The sequence below is a fragment of the Cellulosimicrobium cellulans genome (assembly GCF_024124905.1).
Classification (GTDB): Bacteria; Actinomycetota; Actinomycetes; order Actinomycetales; family Cellulomonadaceae; genus Cellulosimicrobium; species Cellulosimicrobium cellulans_G.
Map to the genome: position 1 here is coordinate 1 of NZ_JAMXST010000006.1, position 25,105 is coordinate 25,105.

The 25,105-nt window shown below is 74.1% G+C and carries 21 protein-coding genes; 10 read left to right on the top strand and 11 right to left on the bottom strand.

What is annotated here, in order from left to right:
• The 5 genes from NHH00_RS18155 to uxaC all read right to left on the bottom strand — a co-directional run.
• Window positions 1-1,474: endo-1,4-beta-xylanase (locus NHH00_RS18155; protein WP_253054952.1), on the bottom strand; the 1,474-nt coding region annotated here is incomplete at its 3' end.
• Window positions 1,475-1,691: 217 nt separating this feature from the next.
• The gene (locus NHH00_RS18160) at window positions 1,692-3,044 is read right to left on the bottom strand and encodes an RNA polymerase sigma factor (protein WP_253054954.1); all 1,353 of its coding nucleotides are present in this window, start codon (window positions 3,042-3,044) and stop codon (window positions 1,692-1,694) included.
• A 10-nt stretch (window positions 3,045-3,054) separates the two neighbouring features.
• The gene (locus NHH00_RS18165) at window positions 3,055-3,411 is read right to left on the bottom strand and encodes a YciI family protein (RefSeq protein WP_253054956.1); all 357 of its coding nucleotides are present in this window, start codon (window positions 3,409-3,411) and stop codon (window positions 3,055-3,057) included.
• Entirely contained in the window at window positions 3,411-3,581 is a 171-nt protein-coding gene (locus tag NHH00_RS18170) for a hypothetical protein (RefSeq protein ID WP_253054958.1), read from the bottom strand. Before NHH00_RS18170 ends, NHH00_RS18165 begins: the two co-directional genes overlap by 1 nt.
• A gap of 211 nt (window positions 3,582-3,792) precedes the next feature.
• Window positions 3,793-5,292, bottom strand: a complete 1,500-nt coding sequence (uxaC, locus tag NHH00_RS18175; RefSeq protein ID WP_253054959.1) for a glucuronate isomerase — start codon at window positions 5,290-5,292, stop codon at window positions 3,793-3,795.
• A 136-nt stretch (window positions 5,293-5,428) separates the two neighbouring features.
• Here uxaC and NHH00_RS18180 point away from each other — a divergent pair, with 136 nt between their 5' ends.
• The gene (locus tag NHH00_RS18180; RefSeq protein WP_253054960.1) at window positions 5,429-6,448 is read left to right on the top strand and encodes a LacI family DNA-binding transcriptional regulator; all 1,020 of its coding nucleotides are present in this window, start codon (window positions 5,429-5,431) and stop codon (window positions 6,446-6,448) included.
• Between the two features lie 154 nt (window positions 6,449-6,602).
• Here NHH00_RS18180 and NHH00_RS18185 read toward each other — a convergent pair whose 3' ends face one another.
• Both NHH00_RS18185 and NHH00_RS18190 read right to left on the bottom strand, forming a co-directional pair.
• Window positions 6,603-9,992, bottom strand: coding sequence for a family 16 glycoside hydrolase (locus tag NHH00_RS18185; protein WP_253054961.1), 3,390 nt, complete (start codon window positions 9,990-9,992; stop codon window positions 6,603-6,605).
• Between the two features lie 154 nt (window positions 9,993-10,146).
• Window positions 10,147-11,151 (bottom strand): LacI family DNA-binding transcriptional regulator, encoded by a 1,005-nt coding sequence (locus NHH00_RS18190; RefSeq protein WP_253054962.1) that lies wholly within the window; start codon window positions 11,149-11,151, stop codon window positions 10,147-10,149.
• A 310-nt stretch (window positions 11,152-11,461) separates the two neighbouring features.
• Here NHH00_RS18190 and NHH00_RS18195 point away from each other — a divergent pair, with 310 nt between their 5' ends.
• The 8 genes from NHH00_RS18195 (at window position 11,462) to NHH00_RS18230 (ending at window position 19,952) form a co-directional block, all read left to right on the top strand.
• Complete coding sequence (locus tag NHH00_RS18195; protein WP_253054963.1) at window positions 11,462-11,749, top strand: hypothetical protein; 288 nt, start codon at window positions 11,462-11,464, stop codon at window positions 11,747-11,749.
• 468 nt (window positions 11,750-12,217) lie between these two features.
• The gene (locus NHH00_RS18200) at window positions 12,218-13,045 is read left to right on the top strand and encodes a sugar phosphate isomerase/epimerase family protein (protein ID WP_253054964.1); all 828 of its coding nucleotides are present in this window, start codon (window positions 12,218-12,220) and stop codon (window positions 13,043-13,045) included.
• A gap of 62 nt (window positions 13,046-13,107) precedes the next feature.
• Window positions 13,108-14,001: an ABC transporter permease gene (locus NHH00_RS18205; RefSeq protein WP_253054965.1), complete on the top strand. Its 894-nt coding sequence runs from the start codon at window positions 13,108-13,110 to the stop codon at window positions 13,999-14,001.
• 69 nt (window positions 14,002-14,070) lie between these two features.
• A complete protein-coding gene (locus NHH00_RS18210) occupies window positions 14,071-15,093 on the top strand; it encodes an ABC transporter substrate-binding protein (protein ID WP_253054966.1) in 1,023 nt (340 codons plus the stop codon).
• Window positions 15,090-15,905, top strand: coding sequence for an ABC transporter ATP-binding protein (locus NHH00_RS18215; RefSeq protein WP_253054967.1), 816 nt, complete (start codon window positions 15,090-15,092; stop codon window positions 15,903-15,905). The genes NHH00_RS18210 and NHH00_RS18215 overlap by 4 nt, the downstream gene beginning before the upstream one ends.
• Window positions 15,902-17,008 carry a Gfo/Idh/MocA family protein gene (locus NHH00_RS21180; protein WP_253054968.1) on the top strand — a complete coding sequence of 369 codons (1,107 nt, stop codon included), beginning with the start codon at window positions 15,902-15,904 and terminating at the stop codon, window positions 17,006-17,008. The genes NHH00_RS18215 and NHH00_RS21180 overlap by 4 nt, the downstream gene beginning before the upstream one ends.
• A 185-nt stretch (window positions 17,009-17,193) precedes the next feature.
• A complete protein-coding gene (locus NHH00_RS18225; RefSeq protein WP_253054969.1) occupies window positions 17,194-18,834 on the top strand; it encodes a mannitol dehydrogenase family protein in 1,641 nt (546 codons plus the stop codon).
• Between the two features lie 2 nt (window positions 18,835-18,836).
• Window positions 18,837-19,952 (top strand): mannonate dehydratase, encoded by a 1,116-nt coding sequence (locus tag NHH00_RS18230; RefSeq protein ID WP_253055125.1) that lies wholly within the window; start codon window positions 18,837-18,839, stop codon window positions 19,950-19,952.
• A 31-nt stretch (window positions 19,953-19,983) separates the two neighbouring features.
• Here NHH00_RS18230 and NHH00_RS18235 read toward each other — a convergent pair whose 3' ends face one another.
• The 4 genes from NHH00_RS18235 to NHH00_RS18250 all read right to left on the bottom strand — a co-directional run bounded on the left by NHH00_RS18235 (window position 19,984) and on the right by NHH00_RS18250 (window position 23,503).
• Window positions 19,984-20,898 (bottom strand): NADP-dependent oxidoreductase, encoded by a 915-nt coding sequence (locus NHH00_RS18235; RefSeq protein ID WP_253054970.1) that lies wholly within the window; start codon window positions 20,896-20,898, stop codon window positions 19,984-19,986.
• Between the two features lie 60 nt (window positions 20,899-20,958).
• Window positions 20,959-21,819: a sigma-70 family RNA polymerase sigma factor gene (locus tag NHH00_RS18240; protein ID WP_253054971.1), complete on the bottom strand. Its 861-nt coding sequence runs from the start codon at window positions 21,817-21,819 to the stop codon at window positions 20,959-20,961.
• Between the two features lie 116 nt (window positions 21,820-21,935).
• The gene (locus NHH00_RS18245) at window positions 21,936-22,355 is read right to left on the bottom strand and encodes a PPOX class F420-dependent oxidoreductase (protein WP_253054972.1); all 420 of its coding nucleotides are present in this window, start codon (window positions 22,353-22,355) and stop codon (window positions 21,936-21,938) included.
• 89 nt (window positions 22,356-22,444) lie between these two features.
• The gene (locus tag NHH00_RS18250) at window positions 22,445-23,503 is read right to left on the bottom strand and encodes a hypothetical protein (RefSeq protein ID WP_253054973.1); all 1,059 of its coding nucleotides are present in this window, start codon (window positions 23,501-23,503) and stop codon (window positions 22,445-22,447) included.
• Between the two features lie 146 nt (window positions 23,504-23,649).
• Between NHH00_RS18250 and NHH00_RS18255 the strand changes: the two genes are divergently transcribed.
• Window positions 23,650-24,675, top strand: a complete 1,026-nt coding sequence (locus NHH00_RS18255) for a 3-oxoacyl-[acyl-carrier-protein] synthase III C-terminal domain-containing protein (protein ID WP_253054974.1) — start codon at window positions 23,650-23,652, stop codon at window positions 24,673-24,675.
• Window positions 24,676-25,105 lie beyond the last annotated feature (430 nt).

Below are 25,105 nucleotides of genomic sequence, written 5' to 3' on the forward strand. Positions count from 1 at the left end.
AGGAGTTCTGCAGGCTCTGGCCGGAGCCGGTGCGGATGGTCACGGTCCAGTCGGACGCGCCGGAGACCTGGAACGTGGTGTTGAAGCGGTCGCCCCAGGAGTCGCCCCGCGTCACGGTCACGGTGCACGTCTCGCCGCCGCCTCCCGAGCCCGACGAGCACGTGGCCGTCGGGAGCGTGGTGTTGCCGTTCGAGTACAGCGTGATGCCGAAGGCGTCGCCGTTCCCGTTCGGTGTCGCGGTGAGGGTGCCGCTCGTGCCGGAGACGGCCGCGTTCCAGGAGTTCTGCAGGCTCTGGCCGGAGCCGGTGCGGATGGTCACGGTCCAGTCGGACGCGCCGGAGACCTGGAACGTGGTGTTGAAGCGGTCGCCCCAGGAGTCGCCCCGCGTCACGGTCACGGTGCAGGAGCCGCCCGGGTTCTCCCCCGGGCCGCCGGGCGTCCCGCCGCCGCTGTTGAGCTGGTCGAGCACGGCGGTGTAGGCGGCCTTCTTGTTCCCGTTGCCGTCGAACAGCAGCGGGGTGCCGGACGCGCGCCACGAGTCGGTGTCCCGCACGCCCCAGACGGTGATGCCGGTGCAGCGCGACACGGCCATGCACGCCTGGACGACGCCGCGGTACTGCTCCGCCTGCGACGAGCCGGAGCCCTCGATGTCGAGCTCGGTGATCTGCACGTCGACGCCGAGGTCGGCGAAGTTCTGGAGGGTGGTGTGGTAGTTGCTCGGCACCGGGTTGCCCGAGTTGAAGTGGGCCTGGAAGCCGACGCAGTCGATCGGCACCCCCCGCGCCTTGAAGTCGCGGACCATGTTGTACACGGCCTGGGTCTTCGCGTGGCTCCAGTTGTCGGTGTTGTAGTCGTTGTAGCAGAGCTTGGCGCCGGGGTCGGCGGCGCGGGCCGCGCGGAACGCCGCCTCGATCCAGTCGTTGCCGGTGCGCTGCAGGTTCGAGTCGCGACGCGCGCCCGAGCTGCCGTCGGCGAACGCCTCGTTCACGACGTCCCACGCGTAGATCTTGCCGCGGTAGTGCGTCGCGACCTGCGTCACGTGGTTGAGCATCGCCTGGCGGAGCGCGGAGCCGGACATGTTCTGCATCCAGCCCGGCTGCTGCGAGTGCCAGGCGAGGGCGTGCCCGCGGACCTGCTTCCCCCGGCTCGTGGCCCAGTTGACGATCTGGTCGCCCTGGGAATAGTTGAACTGGTTCTGCGACGGCTCCGTCGCGTCCATCTTCATCTCGTTCTCGGCCGTGATCGTGTCGAACTCGCGGTTCGCGATGGTCGAGTACGTCGAGTCGGACAGCCTGCCCGCCGCGAGGGCGGTGCCGAAGTAGCGGCCGGACTCGGCGGCCGCCGCCTCGAGGGTGGAGCCGGCAGCCTGCGCGGAGCCCGCGCCGACGCCGGTGGTGATGAGCACGGCAACGAGCGCGGCCAGGGCGGCCGACCTCCTGCCGTTCGTGCTGCGCAAGGGTAGTGCTCGGGTCATCGTCGATCCTCTTCCTCCCGGGTGGACCACCGTTGGCCCACCAGCGCGAACAACGTGCGCACGTGACGCTAGTCACACGGCGGCGGGATGGCAATCGTTATCGATACCGTTTTACATGCTGGGACGGAGCACCGGCTTCTGGCTCGCTGGAAGCGGCTCGCCCCCTGCGGAGCCTCGTAGCGCGGCCCGGTCGACCCGAGCGTCGCGACGTCGACCCTCAGAGGGCCGATCTCGGACGCTCGGGTCGATCTCGCATCGCCTCGGCGAGCCCGGCCAGGCGGCGCTCCAGGAGGCGGCGGTCGCCCTCGCGGTCGACGAGCGCGAGGGCGCGACGCAGGTCGACGGCGGCCTCCGCGGGTCGGCCGGCGCGCTCGAGCAGCTCCGCGCGGACCGCGGGCAGCAGGTGGTACCCCGCGAGCGCGGGCTCGGCGGCGACGGCGTCGATCGCCGCGAGGCCGGCCTCCGCGCCGTGCACCTCGGCGACGGCGACCGCGCGGTTGAGCGCGACGACCGGCGAACCGGTGAGGTCGAGCAGCACGTCGTACAGGCCCAGGATCTGCGGCCAGTCGGTCGCCTCGGCGTCGGGGGCCTCGTCGTGCAGCGCCGCGACGGCGGCCTGCACCTGGTACGCCCCGGGCCGCCCGACGGCGAGCGCCGCCTCGAGCCCGGCCACGCCCTCGGCGATCTCGTCGTGCCGCCAGCGCGCGCGGTCCTGCTCCGCGAGGGTGCGCGTCGAGCCGTCGGGGCCGACGCGCTCGTCCCGGCGGGCGTGCTGGAGCAGCAGGAGGGCGAGCAGCCCGCGGGCCTCCGGCTCGTCGTCGAGCAGCCGTGCGGCCAGGCGCGCGAGCCGGACGGCGACGTCGGCGAGAGCACGCCGTTCGGCCGATCCCTCGACCACGTCGGAGGGCTCCGCCCAGGCGTCGTACCCCTCCGTGAAGAGCACGTACAGGACGGAGAGGACGCCGTCGACGCGCTCCGCCCGGAACTCGGCGGGCGGCACCCGGAAGGTCATCCCGGTCGCGTGGATGCGGCGCTTGGCCCGGACGAGGCGCTGCGCCATCGTCGCCTCGGGGACGAGGAAGGCGCGCGCGACCTGGGCGGTCGTCATGCCGGTCAGCGACCGCAAGGTCAGGGCGACGCGAGCCTCGGCGGGCAGCGCCGGGTGGCAGCACGTGAACAGCAGCCGGAGGAGGTCGCCGTCGGGGTCGTCCAGGTCCCACGCGTCGTCGTCGAGGCCGAGGGCGACCTGCTCGACGACGGGGTCCGGGCCACCGTTCCGGGACCCGGCGTCGACACGCTCGCCCAGGCGGCCCGCGGCGGCAACGCGCTCCGCCTCGACCCGTCGCCGGCGCAGGACGTCGATCGCGTGCCGGCGGGCCGTCGTCGTGAGCCAGGCGCCGGGCCGCTCGGGGACGCCGTCGCGGTCCCAGGTGCGCAGCGCGGTCGCGAACGCCTCCTGCGCGGACTCCTCGGCGAGGTCGAGGTCGCCCGTGCTGCGCGCGACCGCGCCGAGGACGCGTCCCCACTCGGTGCGGAACGCGTCCTCGACGGCGCGGCGCGGGTCCGTCACGACCGGCAGGTCAGGAGCCGTCGAGGTCCAGCGGCCACGCAGGGTGCAGCGCGATCGCCCCGCCGTACGCCATGGGGTGCTCGGACGCGATGGCGATCGCCGAGTCCAGGTCGGGCGCCTCGAGGACGTCGAACCCGGCGATCGTCTCCTTGGTCTCGGAGAACGGCCCGTCGGTGACGAGGACCTTGCCGCCGCGCACCCGGACGCCGACGGCGTCCTCCACGGGCCGCAGCCGGTCGCCCAGCACCGCGGCGCCGCTGCCGTAGTGGCGCCCGACCCACTCCTCGATCGGGGGTGCAGCCGCAGCCTCCTCGGGGCGCAGGTCGGGGTCGTGCGGCGTGCTGAGCACGAGCATGAGGTAACGCATCACAGGTCCTCCGCCCTCGTCGTCGCGGGCCGGCGGAGCGCCGTCGGCCCGTAGAGCACCACGTCGGCGGCGTCGATCCCGTCGCCCACGCCGCGCCGTCCGTCACGGTAGCGCGCGAGGTCCGGCGGCTGCTCCCGGTTCGCGGCGAGGATCGTCTCCAGAAAGGTCATCGTGCCTCCTCGGTCGTGCGGCCCGTGCGGCCGCTCACCAGGACGACGAACGACCGTCGCCGAGATCGACACCTCACGCGGACGAGTTCTGGGGAGCGGACTGCGGCGGGCGCTGGGCGCGAGATCGACCCGAGCGTCCGAGATCGACCCTCGGGAGGTCGATCTGAAGGCGGACGGGTCGATCTCGCGGGGGTGCGGTTCGGCGACGGGCTCACCCGCCCAGCGGGGGGTAGGAGGCCTTCGGGAGGTGGTAGGCGAGGTCGACGGCGGTGTCGATCGCCTCGTCGAGGTCGAGGCGGTGCTCGGCGACGAGGCGGGCGAGGTGGCCGGCGTCGATCCGGCGTGCGAGGTCGTGGCGGGCGGGGATGGAGCAGAACGCGCGCGTGTCGTCGACGAACCCGCTCGTGTTGTAGAAGCCCGCGGTGTCGGTCGCCGCCTCGCGGAAGCGGCGCATGCCGTCGGGGGTGTCGAGGAACCACCACGGGGCGCCGAGCCGCAGCGCCGGGTAGACCCCCGCGAGCGGGGCGAGCTCGCGCGAGAACGTGTCCTCGTCGACGGTGAACGCGATCATCCGGAAGCCCGGGTGGTGGCCGAACGCCTCGAGGACCGGACGCAGCGCGCGGACGTACTCGGTGCGCTCGGGGATGTCGTAGCCCCTGTCGGGACCGTACGCCTGCACGACGCCGGCGCAGTGGTCGCGCAGGACGCCGGGGTGGAGCTGCATCACGAGGCCGTCCTCGGCCGACATCGCAGCCATCTGGAAGAGCATGTGCGCCGAGAACGCCCGCGCCTCGGCCGCGGTGGCCTCGCCGCGCAGCGCGCGGTCGAGGACACGGGCGGCGTCGGCGTCGTCGAGGGGCGTGGTGTCCGCGGTGCGGTGGCCGTGGTCGGTCGCGCGGGCGCCGGCCGCGACGAACGCGGCGCGGCGCGCCCGGAGCGCGTCGAGGTAGGACCGGTAGTCGACGACGTCCGTCCCCGCGGCCGCGCCGAGCTCGGCCACCTGGGCGGCCCAGTCGGCGCGGTCGACGTGCAGGAGCGGGTCGGGGCGGAACGTCGGCACGACGCGCTCGCCCCAACCGTCCGCGGCGAGGCGCGCGTGGTCGGCGAGCGGGGACTGCGCGGGGTCGGTCGTCGCGAGGAGCTCGAGGCCGAACTGCTCGAAGAGCGCGCGCGGTCGGAACTCGGGTCGCGCGAGGCGGTCGACCAGGTGGTCGTAGAGCGCGTCGGCGGTCTGTGCCGACGGGCGCACCGGGGCGCCGAAGACCTCGACGAGCGCGTGCTCGGTCCAGTAGCGCGTCGGGGTGCCGCGGAACAGGTGCCAGCCCGCGCAGAACCGGCGCCAGATCTCGCGCGGGTCCGTCTCGGCGGGCGCGGTGCCGTCGGGAGCGCCGGGCACGGGCGCGACGCCGAGGTCCTGGACGCCGCGCACGCCCGGCGCGCCGTGCGGCGACGTGCTCTGCGCGACGAGCATGCGCACGAGGTAGTGGTCGGGCGTGACGAACAGCGCGGCAGGGTCGCCGAACGGGGTGTCGTCGGCGAGCAGCGCGGCGTCGACGTGCCCGTGCATGGAGACGATCGGGAGGTCACGCGTCGCCGCGTAGACCTCGCGGGCGAGCGGTCGGAGCACGGGGTCGGCGGGGAGCGCGCGGTCGGGGTGCAGGGACCACGGCGCCGTCGCGGTGGTCGGGTCCAGGTGGGCCGTGCTCGTCACGGGTTCCTCCAGAGGCATCGTTGCGAACGTTTGCATCGTACGCCACGGGATCTCTCGGAGCGAAAGCCGCGGGGCCGCTACAATCGTTCGCAGCCCCGAGTCTCCCCGCGGGGCCCCGAGCGCCGAGGAGGCAGCCGTGGTCACCGTCCGTGACGTCGCCCGCGAGAGCGGGGTGTCGATCTCCACGGTCTCCCGCGCCCTCGCCGAGCCCGAGCGCGTCGCCCCGGAGACGCGCGACCGCGTCGTCGCCGTCGCCCACCGCCTCGGGTACCGGCCCAACCGCGCCGCGAGCGGGCTGCGTGCCGGTCGCACCGGGGCCCTCGGTCTCGTCGTGCCCGACCTGGAGAACCCGTACTTCGCGTCTGTGACCAAGGGCGTGCAGGCGCGGGCGCGCCAGACGGGCCACGCCGTGTTCGTCGTCGACGCGGGGGAGGACCCCGCGCTCGAGACCGAGCTCGTGACCGGGCTGCGGTCCCAGACGGACGGGCTCGTGCTGTGCTCTCCGCGCGCCGCCGAGGCCGACCTGGACGCCGCGCGGGGGGTCCCCGTCGTCCTCGTCAACCTCCGGCACGACGGCGTGCCCTCCGTCTCCTCGGACGACGCGCACGGCGTCGTCCTCGCCGTCGAGCACCTGCGGGCGCTCGGGCACCGCCGCGTCGCGTACGTCGGCGGGCCCGACCGGTCGTGGTCCGACGCGCGCCGCCGCGCCGGGCTCGACGCCGTCCGCGAGCGCTACCCCGACGTCGAGACCGTCACCGTGGGGTCGTTCCGCCCCCGTGTCGAGGGCGGTCGTGCGGCCGCCGACCTCGTCGTCGCGTCGGGGGCGACGGCGGTCCTCGCCTACAACGACCTCGTCGCCCTCGGCCTCGTCGCGCGACTCCGGGAGCGCGGCGTCGACGTGCCGCGTGACCTCAGCGTCGTCGGGTTCGACGACACGTTCGTCGCGACCCTCGCGTCGCCCCCGCTCACCACGGTCCGCACCGACCTCGCGCGCCTCGGTGCCCGCGCCGTCGACCGCCTGGTCGCGGCGCTCGGCACGCGTCGCGGGGCCGTCGCCGACGCCGACGGGTCGCCGGAGCCCGCGACGGCGCCCGACGACGTCCTCCCCGTCGAGCTCATGGTGCGCGACTCCACGACCCTCGCCCCCGCGAGATAGAGCCTCCGGTCTCGGCGTAGAGCTCGCCGGGCTCTACCTCGCGACGGGAGCCGCTATCTCGCGCGCCACCGGGGTTCCATGGCGCACGACCGAGACGGGGCCGCCTCGCGCGCCGAGTGGCGCGCGGGACGGCCCCGGGACCGGAGCGGGCCGGTCAGCCGCAGGACGGCTGGCCGTGCTCCGGGGTCGCGACGGTCTCCCGCTCGTCGGAGGTGTCGGACGGACGGGCGGTGACGGTCACGGATCCGGCCGTCGGGTCCTCCACGCCCCGGACGGCGAACGACTGGTAGGCGTTCTTGCCGGGAGCGACGTCCGTGAACGTCTTGGACCCGTACGGCGTGTCGAGGACGACGTCCAGCGGGACGGTGTCCTCGTTGAGCGCGCGGACCGCGACGTACGGCGTGCCCGCGAGGCACCGGACCTCGGCGGTCGCGGTGATCGCGACCTCCTCCTGGCCGGGCTCCTCGACGCTGGAGAGGCGCTCGATCCAGATGTTGCGGAACCGGGGGTTGAGGCCGGGGTCGCCGTGGTCCTGGAGCTTGATGTACCCCGACGTCGGTCCCTCCGCCCGGCCGTTGCCGGTCTTGCCGGTGACGGCGACGTCGTCGTGCACGACCTGCCCGTTCCACACGAGCGTGAGCCGCGCGTCCTCGGTCTTCGTGCCGTCGGGGCCGAAGCGGGCTCCGCGGAACGTGATGTCGTACGTCTGCCACGTGCCCATCGGCGTCGCCGCGTTCACGTCGGGAGCCCTCTGGAGGTAGATCGCCCCGGCGTGGTCGTTCCGCGGCGGGTCGATGCCGAAGGACTCGAGAACCTGCACCTCGTACCGCTCCTGGATGTAGACGCCGCTGTTGCCGCGCGCCTGGCCCGTGACGTCGGGCGCGTGCTCGGGCTGGTACCACTCGACGTGCATCCGGAAGTCGTCGAACTTCTCCTGGGTGCGGATGTCGCCGCCGAACGACTCGACGGAGCCGTCGGCGATCGGCCACGTTGCGGGACCGCCGCCGTTGACGGCCGCCCACTGGTCGAGGTCGTCGCCGTCGAACAGCGTGATGCGCTCGGTCGGGGTGACGGTGAGGCTGTCGAGGTTGACGTGCCCGATGTCGTCGTCGTCGTGCCGGATCGTGATGGTGTTGGCGCCCGCGCGCAGCGGCACGGTCTCGACCTGGGTGGCCCAGGTGGACCACGCCACGGTGCTGTCGAACCAGACCTGCTTGAGCTTCTCGCCGTTGACGTAGAGGCTCAGGTTCCTCGGCAGCGGCGCGGGGTCGCTGTTCTGGCCGTTGGCGTAGCGGATCGCGAGGTCGTGCAGGCCGGCCTCCTCGGTGCGGACGGCGAACGTCGTCTGGGCGCCCGGCTCCCAGTTGCGGTCGACGAACCCGGAGCCCGAGTAGCCGGCGTGGTTGCTGTTCCACCCGGCGCCGCCGCTGATGTCCGCGGCCTCGGCCTCGTAGACCGGCGGGGCGACGGAGCCGTCGGGCAGGCGGGTGAGGGTGTACCAGGCCTCGGTGCTCCACAGCTCCTGGCCGGTCTCGGACGCGAAGGGGCGCGGGGAGTGGACGTTCACGACCCGCCCGGGCTTCAGCCCGTCGATCTGGAGCGTGACGGTCTTGCGGTCCTCCGACACGGTCGCGGAGGCGACGTCGAGGTCCTCCTCGTCGACCTTCGGGCCGCCGTACTGCGGGGTCGCGACGTAGCGCCACTGCGCGGCGGTGTACTTCGACGCGAGGTCCTGCGCCGTCTCCTCGGAGAGCGGCTGCGTGTACTCGATCTCGAACCCGCCCTCGACGGCGCGCATCGCGAGCATGTCGAACGCGTCGTTGCCGTCGTACGTGAGCTTCTGCAGCCCGTACGAGAGCTTGCCCGCCTGGCCCCAGTTGCCCGACCAGCCGATGCCGCCGACGTAGATCGCGCCGTCGGGGCCGACGCTCGTCCGGCTGACGCCCGACTCGAGGCCCTGCGTCATGCGGAAGACGGCGCCCTGCTCCTGGCCCGCGACGTCCTCGAGGTAGGCGCGCTGCAGGCCGCCGTACGTCACGTCGCCGATCGCGAGCTGCCCGGCGAACACGCCCTCGGTGAGCACGACCGGGTTGCTCGGCGAGTTCGAGATCTCGCTGTGCGGCATCCACAGGACCGGCTCGGTGACGGGCTGGTCGTCGTAGGGGCCGTCGGGGTTGGTGAAGTGGTTGTAGAACGCGCCCTCCTCGACGCGCACCAGCTTGGACGTCGGGATGCGGACGCCCTGGTTGTCGGTGACGTACATCGCGCCGTCGGTACCCCAGCCCAGCCCGTTCGGGGTGCGCAGGCCGCCCGCGACGTACTCGACCTCGCCGGTCTCCTTGCTGATCTTCATGACCGAGCCGCGGTTCTCCGCGAGCTGCGGGTCGAGCGAGTTGCCGCCCGGCACCATGGCGATGCCGGTGGTGACGTAGAAGTAGCCGTCCTCGTAGAGGAGACCGAACGCGAACTCGTGGTAGTTGCCGCCGAACGGCCAGGTCGCGAACGTGTCGTACTCGTCGGCGACCTCGTCGCCGTCGGTGTCGACGAGCGCCGTGAGGCCGTCCTTCTCGGACACGTAGATCGTGCCGTCGACGTACTTGAGGCCCATCGGCTCCGTCAGGCCCTCGGCGACCTTCGTGTAGGTCACGTCGTCCGCGCCGGTGTCGCCCTGGACGTGGTCGATCAGGTAGACCTCGCCGCGCTGCGTGAGCCGGTCGCCGCCCCACGTGGAGATGGCCAGACGGCCGTCGGGCAGCCAGTCCATGCCCGTCACCTGCGGCTGGAAGCCCTCGGGGCGCAGGTCGGTGAGCGTGTAGTCGGGGTGCACCTCGGTGAGCGGCAGGCCGTCGCCCGGTGCCTCGGTGATGCCCTCGCACTCCTTGCGGCCGGGCGACGTGACGCGCGTGACGTCGGCGTCGGTGCTCAGCACGGAGTTCGGGACGAGCACGTAGCCCGAGGCGCCCGGCGGCCGCCACTCGAGCTTGAGCCGCTGGTCGAACTCGCCGTCGAAGTGGTCGATGCGCAGCGCGCGGTAGCCCGCGTCGAGCTGGATCGACCCCTCCTTGGACGTCGCGCCGTGACGGCCCGGGTGGTCGACGACGAGCTCGTCGTCGAGCAGCAGTCGCGCGCCGTCGTCGTTCGTGATCCGGAAGTCGTACGTGCCGGCCTCGGGGACGTTCAGGTACCCCGTCACCTCGGTGACGAACTTGTCCGTGAGGCCGAAGTCGGCCGCCGTGGTCCAGTCGATGGTCGGCATGATCTTGTCGACGTTGGGCGTCTGCCCGGGCTTGAGCGTGCAGTAGTCGTCGAGGATGACCTGGACGTCGAAGACGCGCAGGGTCACGCCGGGCTCCTGCGGGCGGATGTCCGCCTGCGTCGCGGCGGGTGCCACGGCGGGTGCGGCGGTCGGCACCGCGGCCTGGGCCGTGAGGACGCCGGACGGCACGGCCAGGGCGGCGAGCGCGGCCACGAGGGCACGCCGTCTTCTGCGGCGGGGCCGGGGCGTGCCGTGCGGGGGTGGTGCGTCGGTCGAGGGGTGTTCCATCAGCCTGCCTCTCCGTCGAGGACCGTGCGTCGGACTGCGCACAGGGCGCGCATCGGTGCGCTGTGCCGTCACTATCCGGGCGCGCACGACGTCCGGGCAACGAGTTGCCACTTGTTGCCCGGCCCGGCGGCGGCCGCACCGCGGGCGGGTACGGTCAGGCCGGGCGGCCGGTCGAGCCGCGCTCGACGAGCTTCGCCGGGAGCAGCGTGGGCCCGGCGGCCGGCGCGGGCGACGTGCGGAGCTGGGCCAGGAGCCGCTGGACCGCGAACGACCCGAAGTGGCGCAGCGGTGCGGCGACGGTCGTGAGCGGCGGGGTGCAGAAGTCCGAGCCGAAGATGTTGTCGAACCCGACGATGCTCAGGTCGCGCGGCACCTCGACCCCGAGCCGGCGCAGGCCGCGCATCGCGCCGATCGCGATGAGGTCGTTGTACGCGACGGCCGCCGTGGCGGGGTGCTTGACGAGCGACTTGGCCGCGGAGAGCCCGCCGGCGAGGGTCGGCGCGAACGGGCCGATCCGCCGCGCCTGCACGTCGGTCTCGCGTGTCGCCTCGCGGAACGCTCGCCAGCGCATCCCGTCGGCCCACGACGCCTCGGGCCCCGCGACGTAGGCGAGGCTCGTGTGCCCGAGCCCGGCCAGGTGCTCGACGGCGCTGCGCATGCCCTGGGCGTTGTCCGTCAGGACGCTCGGGACGTCGGTCATGTGCCGGTTCATGACGACGGTGGGCCGCTGCTTCGCGGCGACCCGGATCGAGGAGTCCGAGAGCCGGGAGGTCGCGAGGATCAGACCTTCCACGAGGGGCAGCGTCCGGTCGAGCGCGCGGCGCTCCGCCTCGTCGGACTCGTGGGCGTCGACCATGAGCAGCGTGTACCCGGCGTCGCGGGCCGTCTTCTCCGCGCCGCGGATGATCTCGAAGAAGAAGGGGTTGGTCACGTCGGCCACGACGATCGCGAGCAGCGAGGTCCGGCCGCTCGGCAGGCCGCGGGCCAGCGGGTTCGTCCGGTACCCGAGCTCGTTGGCGACCTGGCGGATCCGCTCCGCGGTCTGCGCGTTGACGCGGCCGGGACGCGAGAACGTCCGTGACACGGTCGAGGGGGCGACGCCGGCCGCCTGGGCGACGTCGTAGATCGTCGGGCTGGCACCATTGCCGGCTGAGGTCATGCGGTCGGACTGTAACGGGCGTGACAGCGCCGGACAACAACCGGTTGTCACCCTCGTGTCGCGGCCGTGCCCCGTGACCAGCCGATACGCACGCCGTGGCCGCCTCGTGCCGCCCCTCGCGCCGCCCGACCGCAGGTCTCGTGGCAACCCACGGCAACCGACGGCAACTCCTTGACGGGCCCCGAACGGCATCCTCCAATGGCTCCGTGATCTCGCGTGCGAACGCGTCCCTGCGCCCGACGGCGGCACGTCGGCGGCCTGGACCTCGACCCTCCGGTGCCGTCCCGGTCGTGCCCGCCGGACGGCGTCGATGAGCCGCACCGATCAGGCGCCGTCGGTCGACCTCGCCGTCGACCGCGCCCGTGACGGCGAGGCCGCCGTCCAGGTCGAGGCGGCCGAGAGCGAGCTGCGCCGCCTCGGCCTGGAGGACCTGCGGGTCCACCACCACGGCGACCTCGCCCGGGTCGAGGCTCCCCACACGGAGCTGCCGGTCGTGGCGGCCGAGCCCTTGCGCGGGGAGGTCCTGCGGGCCGTCCGGTCGGCGGGCTTCCGGCTCGTCGCGCTCGACCTCGGCACTCCGGCGGACCCCGGCACCTGACGCGCCGGCGCGCCCTCCGCGCGCCCTGCCCGGACCGCGCCGACGCGGCCGGGCAGCCGTCGACGGCCCCGTCACGGAACCGTCGCCGGGCGTCGCCCGGCGACGCCGACCGGTGGCAACCGACGGCAACCACGCCCTCCCGCGCGCCTCGTGCCCGCGCACGACCCGGCACCCGCGGTCCGGTGCGCCTGGTGCCGCGGTCGCTCGTCCAGCGCTGTCAGGTGCAACAAATGGCAACTCGTTGTCCGTGCCATGGCCCGCACCTACTGTCCATGCCAGGCGCACGGAGAACGAGCTCCGTGCGCAGGACCTCGACCACCGTCCCGTACGACCCCGCGTCCTCGCCTCACCGGCCCCGCGCCGCCCTCCGCACGAGCCCCTCCCCGGGCCGGAGGCTGCGCCCCGGTGGCCGCACGGTGCCGGCCGCGTCGTCGCCCGGGAGCCACGAGCAGAAGGGAGGGCGGCACGATGTGGACGCTCTCGGGCTTCGCCGACGAGATATCGCCCGACGTCAAGACGCAGTGCGTCGTCGCCTCCGAGCTCGGGCTGGGGTTCGTCGAGCTCCGCAGCGCGTGGGGGACGAACGTGCTCGACCTCGACGGCGACCAGCGGGAGCGCGTCGCAAGCCTCCTGCGCACGCACGACCTCCGCGTCTCCAGCATCGGGTCTCCCGTCGGCAAGATCTTCGTCGACGAGGACTTCGAGCCCCACCTCGACCGGATGCGGCACGCCGCCCGCGTCGCACAGGAGCTCGAGGCCCCGTACGTGCGCGTGTTCTCGTTCTTCGTCCGCCCCGGGACCGACCCGGCGTCGTGGCGCGACGTCGTCCTGCGCCGGATGGCGGCGCTCGCCGAGGTGGCGCGCGCGGCCGGCGTCGTGCTGGTCCACGAGAACGAGAAGGACATCTACGGGGACGTGCCCGAGCGCTGCCTGGACGTCGTGGAGTCGGTGGGCTCGCCGCACCTGGCGCTCGCGTGGGACTCGGCGAACTTCGTCCAGGTGGGCGTGCGGCCCTTCACCGACGGCTACGCGCTGCTGCGCCCGTACCTGGAGTACGTCCAGGTGAAGGACGCGCTCGCGGCGACGGGCGCCGTCGTGCCCGCCGGGCGCGGTGACGGTGAGGTCCCGGAGACCGTGCGGGCCCTGCGCGACGACGGCTTCGACGGGTTCTTCTCGCTCGAGCCGCACCTGAGCGACGCCCACAGCCTCGGCGGGTTCTCCGGGCCGGAGCTGTTCACCGAGGCCTGGGAGGCGTTCACCACGATCCTCGACGCCGAGGCGGTGCCCTTCCGATGACCGACGCTCCCCGCCCGGGCACCCCACCCACGACCAGGACCACGACCATGGAGGACCGCACGATGACGACTGCCCAGGAAGTGCGACCGGCCAGCCAGGAGGCACGCCCGCCCGTCGGGGCGGCCCGGCGCCCCGGCCCGCGCACGCGCGGCACGACGTCGGCCGGCAGCCGGGTGGCGGCGGTCGCCTCGGCGGCCTGGCGCCCCGCGCTGGTGCTGCTCGCGCTGTTCGCCGTGTGGTGGTTCGTCGCGTGGCGCGAGCTCGTGCCGGCGTACCTGGTCCCGTCGCCGGGAGCCGTCTGGGACACGATGGTCGAGGACTGGGCCATGCTCGCCGAGCACACCTGGGTGACCACGATGGAGACGGTCGTCGGGTTCGTGCTCGCCTCCGTGATCGGCGTCGCGACGGCGGTCCTGCTCGTCTACTCGCCGACGGCCGAGAAGTCGCTGTACCCGCTCATCCTCTTCGCCCAGGTGATCCCCAAGATCGCGATCGCTCCGATCCTCGTGGTCTGGTTCGGGTTCGGCGCCGCCCCCAAGATCATCCTCGCGGTGCTCATCGCGTTCTTCCCGGTCGTGGTCTCGGCCGTCGCCGGGCTGCGGTCGATCGACCCGGAGCTGCTGGAGATGTCGGCGACCATGGGCGCGTCGCGCTGGAAGACCTTCCGCAAGATCCGCTTCCCGGGGTCGCTGCCCCAGCTCATGTCCGGGCTCAAGGTCGCCGTCACGCTCGCGGTGGTGGGGGCGGTCGTCGGCGAGTTCGTCGGCGCCGACCGCGGCCTCGGGTACGTGCTGCTCCTCGCGAGCGGCAACCTCGACGCGCCGCTCCTGTTCGCCGACCTCATCCTCATGTCGCTCATCGGCGTCGTGCTGTTCCTCCTCGTCGAGCTGCTGGAGCGGCTCCTCATCCCGTGGCACGCGTCGCGGCGCGGGAACCTCGTCCTCGCGTCCTCCTGACACGCCCCTGACCCACCCCAGAGTTCGCCGCCTCGACGACGAGGCGGCGCGAGCAGAAGGAGTCTTCCCATGCGTGGTGCACGTCTGACAGTCTCGCTGGCCGCGGCCGGCGTCGTGGTGGCGGGGACGGCGGCCTGCGGGCAGTCGGCCGACCCGTCCGGGCCCGCGGAGGGCGAGGGCGGCCTCACCGAGGTCACCGTCACCCTCAACTGGGTGCCCTACGGCGAGCACGCACCGTTCTACTACGGCGTCGAGCAGGGCATCTTCGAGGAGGAGGGCATCGACCTCACGATCCAGCCGGGCAACGGGTCGGGGAACACGGTCCAGCAGGTCGCGCAGCGCAACACCGACTTCGGCTGGGCCGACACGCCACCGCTCGCGAACGCCATCAGCTCGGGCATGCCGGTGCGCAGCGTGGGCGTGTTCCTCCAGACCGGGCCCAGCTCGGTGGAGTTCTTCGCCGAGCAGGGCATCACCGAGCCCGCCGACCTGGTGGGCAAGACGGTCGGCGGCACGCCGGGCGACGCGATGTACGGGACGTTCCCGGCCTGGCTGGAGCTCAACGGCGTCGACCCGGCCGACGTGACCGTGGTCAACGTCGACGCCGCGGGCAAGATCGCCGCGCTCATCGAGGGCAAGGTCGACGCGATCCAGGGGTTCCACCACGACCAGGCGCCGACGATCGAGAACCAGACCGGCGAGGAGGTCGACGCGCTGCCCTTCGCGGACTTCGGCATGAACCTGCTCGGTACCGGCCTGGTGGCCAACGAGAAGCTCATCGCGGACGACCCGGAGCTCGTCGAGGCGATGGTGCGCGCGACGTCGCGGGCGTTCCTCGCGGCGTCCGAGGACCCGGACGCGGCGGTCGCGGCCATGGCCGCGGGCGCCGAGCAGGCGCCCGACGAGGCGGTGCTGGCGGCCCAGCTCGCCGCGACGATCGACCTGCTGAACCTCGAGGACGCCCCCGCCCCCGGCGTGAACACCGAGGAGCAGTGGACGGACACCCTGACGTTCCTGTCCGAGAACACGGACTTCGACGGCGGCACGACCCCGACCGACTTCTGGGACGGCGCGTTCGGGGCGGACCTGTGACCGCGACCGAGCTCACCGCCCCCGTCGACGCGGTCGGCGCCGACCCCATCATCGAGGTCCGCGACCTCACGATGCGCTTCACGTCGAAGCGGTCCGAGACCGTGGCGCTCGACGACGTCTCCCTGAGCGTCCAGCCGGGCGAGTTCGTCACGATCGTCGGGCCGTCCGGCTGCGGCAAGTCGACGCTGCTGAAGATCGTCGCAGGCCTCACGGCCTACACCGAGGGCGAGGTGCGCCTGTACGGGCAGCCCGTCACGCGCCCGCAGCGCGAGATCGGGTTCGCGTTCCAGCGCTCGGCGCTGCTCGAGTGGCGCGGGGTGCGCAAGAACATCCTGCTCCAGGCGGAGATGCGGGGAATGGACAAGCGCCGGGCGCAGGAGCGTGCGGACGCGCTCATCGCCCTGACCGGGCTCACGGGCTTCGAGAAGGCGCTGCCGCACGAGCTGTCCGGCGGCATGCAGCAGCGCGTCGCGCTGTGCCGGGCCCTGCTGCACGAGCCGCGCGTCCTGCTCATGGACGAGCCGTTCGGCGCGCTCGACGCGCTCACGCGCGAGCAGATGAACATCGAGATGAACCGCATCTGGCGCGAGACCGGCACGACCATCGTGCTCGTCACGCACTCGGTGCCCGAGGCGGTGTTCCTCGGGAGCCGGATCGTCGTCATGAGCCCGCGCCCCGGACGGATCGTCGAGACCCTCGAGCCCGGCCTGCCCGACGAGCGCGACTACGGCACGACGCTCGTCGACCCCCGGTTCACGGGTGCCGCCGAGCGGCTGCGCGACCTGCTCGGCGCCAGCCACGTCGCCGAGTGAGCGCGTCCGTGCGGTCGGCTCCGGAGGACGCCGGACCCGTCGTCGGCGTCGGGATCGTCGGGATGGGCAGCATCGGCGTGCTGCACGCGCGGGCGCTGCGTGATCTGGCGCCGCGGGCGCGGCTCGTCGCGTACTCCGGGGGCGCGGTGCTCGACGACGACGTGACGCCGGCCGGACCGGCGGCGCACGTGGCGCCGGACGAGGTGGTCCGCCACGAGGGCGTCGACGTCGTGGCGATCTGCACGCCGAGCGGGAGCCACGCGCGCCTCGCGCTCGCGGCGCTCGCGGCAGGCAGGCACGTCGTCGTGGAGAAGCCGCTCGCGGTGACCGTCGAGGACGCCCTCCGCGTCGAGCGGGAGGCGCGCGAGCGGGGCCTGGTCGTCTCGATGGTCTCGCAGCGCCGCTTCGAGCCCCCGCACCAGGCGCTCCGGCGCGCGCTCGACGACGGCGCCCTCGGGGAGCTGCGCCTCGTCGCGACGCACGTGCCCTGGTACCGCGACGACGACTACTACGCCGCGGCGCGGTGGCGGTCGTCCACGGCGGAGGGCGGCGGGTCGCTCATGAACCAGGGCGTGCACAACGTCGACCTCCTGCGCTGGCTGTGCGGGCCGGTCGAGTCGGTCACCGCGCAGGCCGGGACGCTCGCGCGCGGGGGAGTGCTCGGCGAGGCCCCGGGGGACCTCGCCGAGGACACGACCGTGGCGACGCTGCGCCTCGCGTCGGGCGCGCTCGGCGTCGTCACGACGACGACGGCCACGCCCCCGGGCTTCCCCGCGACCCTCGCTCTCCACGGGTCGCGCGGCTCGGTGGAGCTCGCGCAGGACGAGGTCCTCCGGTGGGACGTGCCGGGCGTCCCGGCGCCCACGTCGGGATCCTCGGCGGGCGGCGCGGCCGACCCGCTCGCGATCGGGCACGCCGGCCACCGCGTGCAGTGGGAGCGGGTGCTCGCGGCCCTGGACGGCACGGCACCGCCACCGGTCGACGCCGCCGACGCCGTGGAGACCGTCCGGCTCCTGTGCGCGATCCGCGAGGCTGCCGCGACCGGGCGGGTCGTCCGCCCGGCCGACCTCGCGGGGCCCAGAGTGCCGACGCCGGTGCGGTGACGCCGTCGGCACGCGCGCCGTCCTGCGAACCCCGCTGCGAACGTTTGCAGACATCTGCGTACGGAGACCTCAGTACCCAGATCCGCCGTGACTACAATCGTTCGCATTCCCTGCTCCCCGGGGCTCGTCCCCGGTCCGACCATCCGGTGACACCGTCGCCGACCCGAGACCCCGCTGGAGGCCGCGTGACAGCCCCGACCGACGTCCCGAGCCGACCCGGCCCGACGTCGTCCGCTGCGACGCCGGCGGACGCCGCGCGATCGGCGCGACCGCGTCTGCGCCGCGCCGCCCGTCCCGCGTTCCCGCCGGCGCCTGTCCTCCCGACGCAGGTCGGGATCGTCCATCTTGGGATCGGCGCCTTCCACCGTGCGCACCAGGCGGTCGTCACCGAGGATGCCGTGCGCGCCACGGGCGAGACCTGCTGGGGCATCCTCGGCGTGACGCAGCGCTCCGCGTCGGTCCGCGACCAGCTCCGACCGCAGGACGGGGTCTACACCGTGCTGACCGTCGGGCCCGACGGCGCGTCCCCGCGCGTGGTGGGGTCGGTGACCGACGTCGCGTGGCCGGCCGAGGAGACGCCGCGCGTCCTCGCGGCGCTCGCCGCACCGACGACGCACGTCGTGACGCTCACGGTCACCGAGAAGGGGTACGCGCGCCGGGCCGACGGTCACCTCGACGTCGACGCGGTCGCGGGCGACCTCGAGGTGCTGCGCCGCGAGGAGGCGGCGACGAGCTCTCCGGGCGGGGGCGCGCCGGGCGCGGGCGTCCCGGGCGACGCCGCGGGGGAGGACGCCCACGGCGTCGCGGCGGCCAGCGCCGTCGGGCTCCTCGTGCGCGGGCTCGCGGCGCGGCGTCGGGCCGGGGGAGCGCCCCTGACCGTGCTGAGCTGCGACAACCTCGCCGACAACGGGCACGTGCTCGCCCGGCTCGTGGGCGAGGCGGTCGACGCCGCACTCCCGGGCGCCGAGGGAGATGCGCTGCGCGCCTGGCTCGCCGCGTCGGTGACCTTCCCGTGCAGCATGGTCGACCGCATCGTGCCGGCCACGACGCCCGCGCAGCGCGACGAGGTCGAGACGCTGCTCGGCGCGCGCGACGAGGGCCTGGTCGTGGCGGAGCAGTTCCTCCAGTGGGTGATCGAGGACCGCTTCGCCGGGCCGCGCCCCGCGTGGGAGCGAGGCGGGGCGACGCTCACGCGCGACGTCGCGCCCTACGAGCGCGCGAAGCTGCGCCTGCTCAACGGGGCGCACTCCTACCTCGCGTACGCGGGCTCGCTCGCCGGGCACACGACGATCGCCGAGGCCGTCGCCGACCCGGCGCTCGCCGCGGGCGCCCGGGCGCTCCAGGCCGACGCGCTCGCGACGCTCGACGCGCCGGACGGCGTCGACCTCGCCGCGTACGCGCAGACGCTGCTCGACCGGTTCGCCAACCCCGCGACGGGGCACACGACGCGACAGGTCGCGGCGGACGGCACGCAGAAGATCCCGTTCCGCTGGGGCGCGACGCTCGCCGACCTCCTCGCGGCGCGCCCGGACGCCCCGGTGCCGCAGGGCGTCGTGGCGGCGCTCGCCGCGTGGGCCGGGTACGTCGTCGCGGAGGTGCGCGCGGGCCGCACGGTGGACGACCCGCGCGGCGACGAGCTGGGCGCGGTGGTCGCGGGCGCGCCCGACGACGCGGCGGCCGTCCGCGCGCTCGTCCGCCTCCCCGGCCTGCTGCCCGCGGTCCCGGACGCGCGCCTGGACGAGATCGCCGACGGGGCCGTCGCCGCGGCCGTCGGCGCGAGCACGACCGGCACGACCGGCACGACGAACGAGGAGGCTGCGCCGTGAAGATGGGGTTCCGCTGGTACGGGGAGGGGAACGACACGGTCACGCTCGACCACGTGCGCCAGGTCCCCGGCGTGGAGACGATCGTGTGGAGCCTGCACGGCAAGCAGGCCGGCGAGGTGTGGGAGCAGGCGGAGATCGACGCCGAGGTCGCGACGATCACCGGGCTGAGCGACGAGGCCCGCGCGCGCGGGATCACCCGGACCTTCGACGCCGAGGTGGTCGAGTCCGTCAACGTGCACGAGTCGATCAAGCTCGGCAGGACCGTCCTCGGGCGCAGCCGCGACGAGGCGATCGAGAACTACGTGACGACGATCCGCCGGCTGGGCCGGGCCGGGGTGAAGGTCGTCTGCTACAACTTCATGCCCGTCTTCGACTGGCTGCGCACCGACCTGTGGCGCCCGCTGCCCGACGGCTCGACCGCGCTGTTCTTCGAGCGGGCCGTCGTGGACGCGCTCTCGCCGCAGAGCCTCATCGCCGACATGGAGGCGAACACGCACGGCCTCACGCTGCCCGGCTGGGAGCCCGAGCGGCTCGCGAGCTTCGCCGAGCTCGACGCCGCCTACGAGGGCGTGACGCGCGAGGACATGTACGCCCACTACCGGTACTTCCTCGACGCCGTGATCCCCGCGTGCGAGGAGGCCGACGTCAAGCTCGGCGTGCACCCCGACGACCCGCCCTACGACGTGTTCGGCTGGCCTCGCGTCGTGTCGACGAAGGACGACCTCGCGCGCGTGCTGTCCCTCCACGACAGCCCGTACCACGGCCTGACGCTGTGCCTCGGCAGCTTCTCGGCGAACCCCGACCAGGACGCGGTCGACGCCGTGCGCACGTTCATGGACCGCATCCACTTCACGCACGTGCGCAACATCAAGCACCTGGGGAACGGCGACTTCACCGAGGTCGCGCACCGCGCGTGCGAGGGCAGCGTCGACACGACGGGCATCATGCGCGCGTACGCCGAGGCGGGCTACCAGGGCTACGTGCGCCCCGACCACGGCCGGCACCTGTGGGACGAGAACACGACGAACAAGCCCCGCCCCGGCTACGGCCTGTACGACCGCGCGCTCGGCGTCCAGTACCTGCTCGGCGCCTGGGACGCGTTCCGGTACGACGCCTGACGGCTCGGCACGAGCTGCGGGACGCTCTGCGTCACGCCATCGTGATGATGGTCTTGCCGGTCGGCCGCTCGGCGGGGTTGAGCGCGTCGGGCGCCTCGGCGAGCGGGCGGACCGTGCCGATGGTGGTGCGGAGCCGTCCGGTGCGCACGCGCGCGACGATCTCGGTGAGCTGGGCCCGGTCCGGCTCGACGACGAAGAAGATCGACCGGCCGTCCTCGGGCTGCCGGGCCGGGGGCTCGGCGATCGTCACGAGGGTGCCGCCGGCCTGGACGAGGTCGGTGGACCGGGCGGCGACGTCTCCGCCGATGACGTCGAACACCAGGTTGACGCGTCCGACGGCGGCGAGGTCGTCGGCACCGAGATCGACGAACTCGTGGGCGCCGTGGTCGAGCGCCGCCGCGCGGTCGGCCGTGCGGCCGGTGCCGATGACGTAGGCCCCGGCCTCGCGCGCGAGCTGGGACGCGACGGAGCCGACGCCGCCGGCGGCCCCGTGCACCAGGACGGTCTGCCCCGCCTGGAGGCGGCCGTGCTCGAACAGGCCCTGCCAGGCCGTCAGGCCGGAGACGGGCAGGCTCGCCGCGGTCACGAAGTCGACGTCGGCCGGCAGCGGCGCGAGGTTCCGGGCCTCGACGGCGACGTACTCGGCGAGTGTGCCGTTCCTGGTCCAGTCGGCGAGCCCGAGCACGCGCTGCCCGACGTCGAGGCCGGTGGTGCCGTAACCGAGGCCGGTGACGACCCCGGCGAGCTCGTGTCCGGGGATGCTCGGCGTACGGTCACGCCCGGCACGGTCCGTCCACGTCGCCGGCCAGGTGAGCTCCCCGGGCGTGAAGCCGGAGGCGTGGACGCGGACGACGACGTCGTTCTCCGACGCGTGCGGCTCGGGTTGCTCGGTCAGCGCCATCCCTGCGGTTCCGGCGTCGGGGTCGGTCACGATGATCGCCTGCATAGGTGTGCTCCTGTTCGGGTGGAGGTGTGCACCAGATAGACGACGCTGCCCGGTCCCGTGTCAGGTGGGGCGCCAGGTCCGCAGCTTGTGGGGGTTCCACTGGACGAGGACCGCACGCACCGCGCCGCCGTCGGTGACCAGCTCCAGGACGCCGCTGGTGTCCCCGTCCCGGTCGAAGGTGAGGACGACCCCGGACGGGGTCTCGCGCAGCCGGAGCGTGGTCGGCGCCTGACGGGCCAGGACCCCGACGACGAACCGCGCGACCTTCTCGGCTCCGCGCACGGGGTTGAGGGCCGCGCGCGCGACGCCACCGCCGTCGGAGAGCAGGGTCACGTCCGGGTGCAGCAGCCTGAGCAGCTCGGCGACGTCGCCGGTGACGGCGGCGCGCTGGAACGCGGCGGTGAGCGAGGGGTCGGGGACGCCGCTCACGTCGCCGCCCGCTGCGATACGAGCGCGCGCCGACGACGCGAGCTGGCGGACGGCACCCGGCGAGCGGTCGAGCACGTCCGCGACCTCGGCGACGGGGACGTCGAACACGTCGCGGAGGACGAACGCGACGCGCTCCGCCGGCGTCATCGACTCCATCACCGTCAGCAGGGCCATGCTCACGGACTCCGACCGCACGGCGAGCTCGGCGGGGTCGCCGTCCTGGAGGGTCGGGGTGGCGTAGCGCCCGTCGGCCACCGGCTCGGGCAGCCACGGGCCGACGTACCTGTCGTGGCGCCGCGGCGCGCTCTTCAGGACGTCCAGGCACACGCGGCTCGTCGTCCTCGCGAACCACCCCACGCGGTTCGTCACCGCCTCGCGACCCGCGTCGTCGAGGCGGTACCAGCGGACGAACGCCTCCTGCACGGCGTCCTCGGCGTCGGCGACCGTGCCGAGCATCCGGAATGCCAGGCCGACCAGGCGGTTCCGGTCCACGTCCCTCGGTCCTGAGGTCTGCGACATGACAGCCATCATCCGCCGGACCGGCGCCTCGAGGCGCACGCGAGGGACACCCGGAGGGCGGACCCCGCGGGGGTTCACGGTCCGTGCGGCTAGGCGTCCCCGGCGGCGGACCGCGCCTCGCCCCAGCCGTACCAGCGCTCGACCTCGATCCACGCGCTGACGCGCGGGCTGTGCCGGTTCGCGTACTCGTGCCCCGTGTAGTGGCGAGAGATCCGGTCGATGTCGGCCAGGCCCTCGTCGGGGCTCAGCTCCGTGACACGTCCGACGAGCGTCACGTGCGTGTACCAGTTCTCGTCGAGCACGGTGAGCGAGACGCGCGGGTCCTTCCGCAGGTGCCGGAGGCGCACGCGCGACTCGTCGAGGTTGACGAGCACGCGGCCGTCGTCCTCCCAGACGTACCACGTCGCCGCGGTGACGGGTGCGCCGTCGGACCGCACGGTCGCCATGACGGCGGCGTTCGGGCGGCGCAGCAGCTCGACGAGACGGGACGGCAGCGGGGGTCGGGACACGACGGCTCCTCCAGGTCGGGACGGCGGGACGTCCCGACGCTACGGCACGCGAGGTCTTGTCAGCGCGTCCGGGGCGCGCCGCGCCCGGTTCACGAGACGCTCGGGGACTCGTCCCGGGCGAACGCGCCGACGTCGGGGTCGTAGCTCACGGTCCGCGACTGGTCGAGCTCGACGAGCACCAGGGCGTCGAGCCAGCGGCCCGGGGCACCGCCGCTACCGCCACGGCCCGGCGCCGGGAGATCGGCGGCGTCCGGTTCGTCCTGCACGTCGTGCACGACGACGACCGGTGCGCCGGGCAGGGGCACGCGGTCCGGCGGCGCGACGAGCAGGACCTCGACGCTCCGCTCCGCTCCCGGTGGTCCGTAGGCGACGGTCGCGTCGAACCGCGGCCGTCCGTCGTCGGTCCACGAACCCAGGTACCGCCGGTCGACGAGCGAGCCCGGCGTGCGGACCCCGTCACGCCGCAGCGCGCGCAGTCGCTCCTGGACGGCTCGGGCCTCGAGCTGCGCCGCGGCCGTCGCGAGGACGGCGACCACGCCCCACGCCAGTGCCCCGACGGCCACGCACGCGAGCGCGAGGAGCGGCTCGAACTCGAGGTCCCGTGCGAGGGGGTGCGCGACGTCGGCGAGGTCCAGCCCGACGACGGTACCCACCCCGAGGGCGACGCCGAGGAGCGCGGTGGCCCACGTCAGGCGCGACGCGACGCGGGCGGACCCGCTTGCGCCGAGGGCGACGGTGTGGACGCCGAGCAGGAGGACGCACGCGGGGAGCGCGACGACGGCGAGCGCGACCACGAGCCACCACGGAGCCGGGCGGCCTCCCGGCAGGGCGCCCGCGCCGAGCAGGCGGCCGGCGAGCAGTGTGAGGGCGGCCCCGGCGACGACCGCCACCAGCGCACCCGAGCCGAGGACCAGCCAGGTCAGGTAGCGCGACTGCGCGCGGGGCGAGAGGGGGGTCTCGACGACGGCGCGGCCGCGCCGGTCGCGGACGGCGAACGCCGGGATCCCGGGGCTGAGGAACCCCGGGTTGCCGGGCAGGCCCGTCAGCCCGGCCGCCGGCTCCGAGGCCGAGCCCCAGCTCGGGGCGTCCACCGGCGGGGCGGAGGCCGGTCCGTCGCGGCCGTCGAGGTCGTCGCGCGATGCGGTCATGGCAGCCCTCCTCTCTGGTCAAGAAAATCTCAAGTGCAGGGTAGGGGATGGTGGGCGAGATGTCACCGCCCCGGTGCGCGGCGGGGTCCGTCCGGGTCTCCCGACGAGGTCGTTCGGGCGCGGCGGCGCGTGACATGATCGACCTCATGCTCACTCCCGCCACCGGCGCGGCCGGGTCGCGCATCGCCGGCCTCGGTCACTTCCAGCCCGAGAAGACGCTGACGAACGACGACATCGCGCAGCTCGTCGAGACCAACGACGAGTGGATCCGCTCGCGCACGGGGATCGTCACGCGGCACGTCGCCGACGACGACACGACCGTCGCCGACATGGCCACCGCGGCCGCGCGCCACGCGCTCGCCGACGCGGGCGTCGACCCCGCCGAGGTCGACCTCGTCATCGTCGCCACCGCCACCGCGACCGACCGCTCGCCCAACACCGCCGGCCGCGTCGCCTATCACCTGCGCACCGGCGTCATGCCCGGGCAGTCGACGCCCGAGGAGGCGTCCGAGCTCGACCTGCGCGGCGTCGTCGGGCCCGCGGTGCTCGACGTCAACGTCGCGTGCTCCGGGTTCGCCCACTCCGTCGGCCTCGCGGACCAGGCGATCCGCGCGGGCTCCGCCCGCACCGCCGTCGTCATCGGTGCGGAGAAGCTCACCGCGTTCACCGACTGGACCGACCGCAGCACGTGCATCCTCACCGCCGACGGCGCGGGCGCCGCCGTACTGCGCGCGACGGACGAGCCCGGCGTCGGTCCCGTGACCTGGGGCTCCGAGCCCGACCTCACCCCCGCCGTGCTCATCGAGGCGCCGCAGGAGAAGTTCGCCCAGGACGGCCGCGCCGTCTTCAAGTGGGCCATCACGCGCGCCGCCGACCGCGCGCGCTCCGTCGTGGAGCGCTCCGGCGTCTCGCTCGACGACATCGAGGTGCTCGTCGCGCACCAGGCGAACCTGCGCATCATCGAGCCCCTCGCGAAGTCGCTCGGGCTGGAGTCCAAGATCGTCGTCACCGACATCGTCGAGTCCGGCAACACGTCCGCCGCGTCCATCCCGCTCGGGCTCTCCAAGTGGTGGCACGCCGGCAAGATCCCCGCCGGCGTCCCGGCGCTCCTCTTCGGCTTCGGCGGCGGGTTCGCCTGGGCGGGCCAGGTCGTGGAGACCCCGACCCGCTGACACCGGCTCGCGCCGCGCCCTGGTCCCGGGCTCCGGGTCGCCTCTGGTCGGGTCGCTGGGTCGCCTCCGGTCGAGTTCCGCGAGGGGCGGGGCGGGTCTACCATCCGCCGCTCGTCCCTCGCGGCTCCCGCCAGACCCGCCACGACCCGCCCCACCCCTCGCTCCACCCGACCTCCCCGTCCGTCTCACCAGGGTGAACGCGGACGTGCGTGCCGCGACGGAGCGCGGTGGTGCGGGGTCAGCGCGACGCGCCGGGGTGGTCGGCGCACGCCTCCCGCAATGGGGTGAGGCTGGCTCGCGGCTCGCGGCTCGCGGCTCGCGGCTCGCGGCTCACCGCAGCAAGGTCCGGCCCAGCACCGACGACGAGATGCGAGTTGTTGCCCTCTCTTCCGTCCGTGGAGGGGCAACAACTCGCATCTCATGAGCCGTC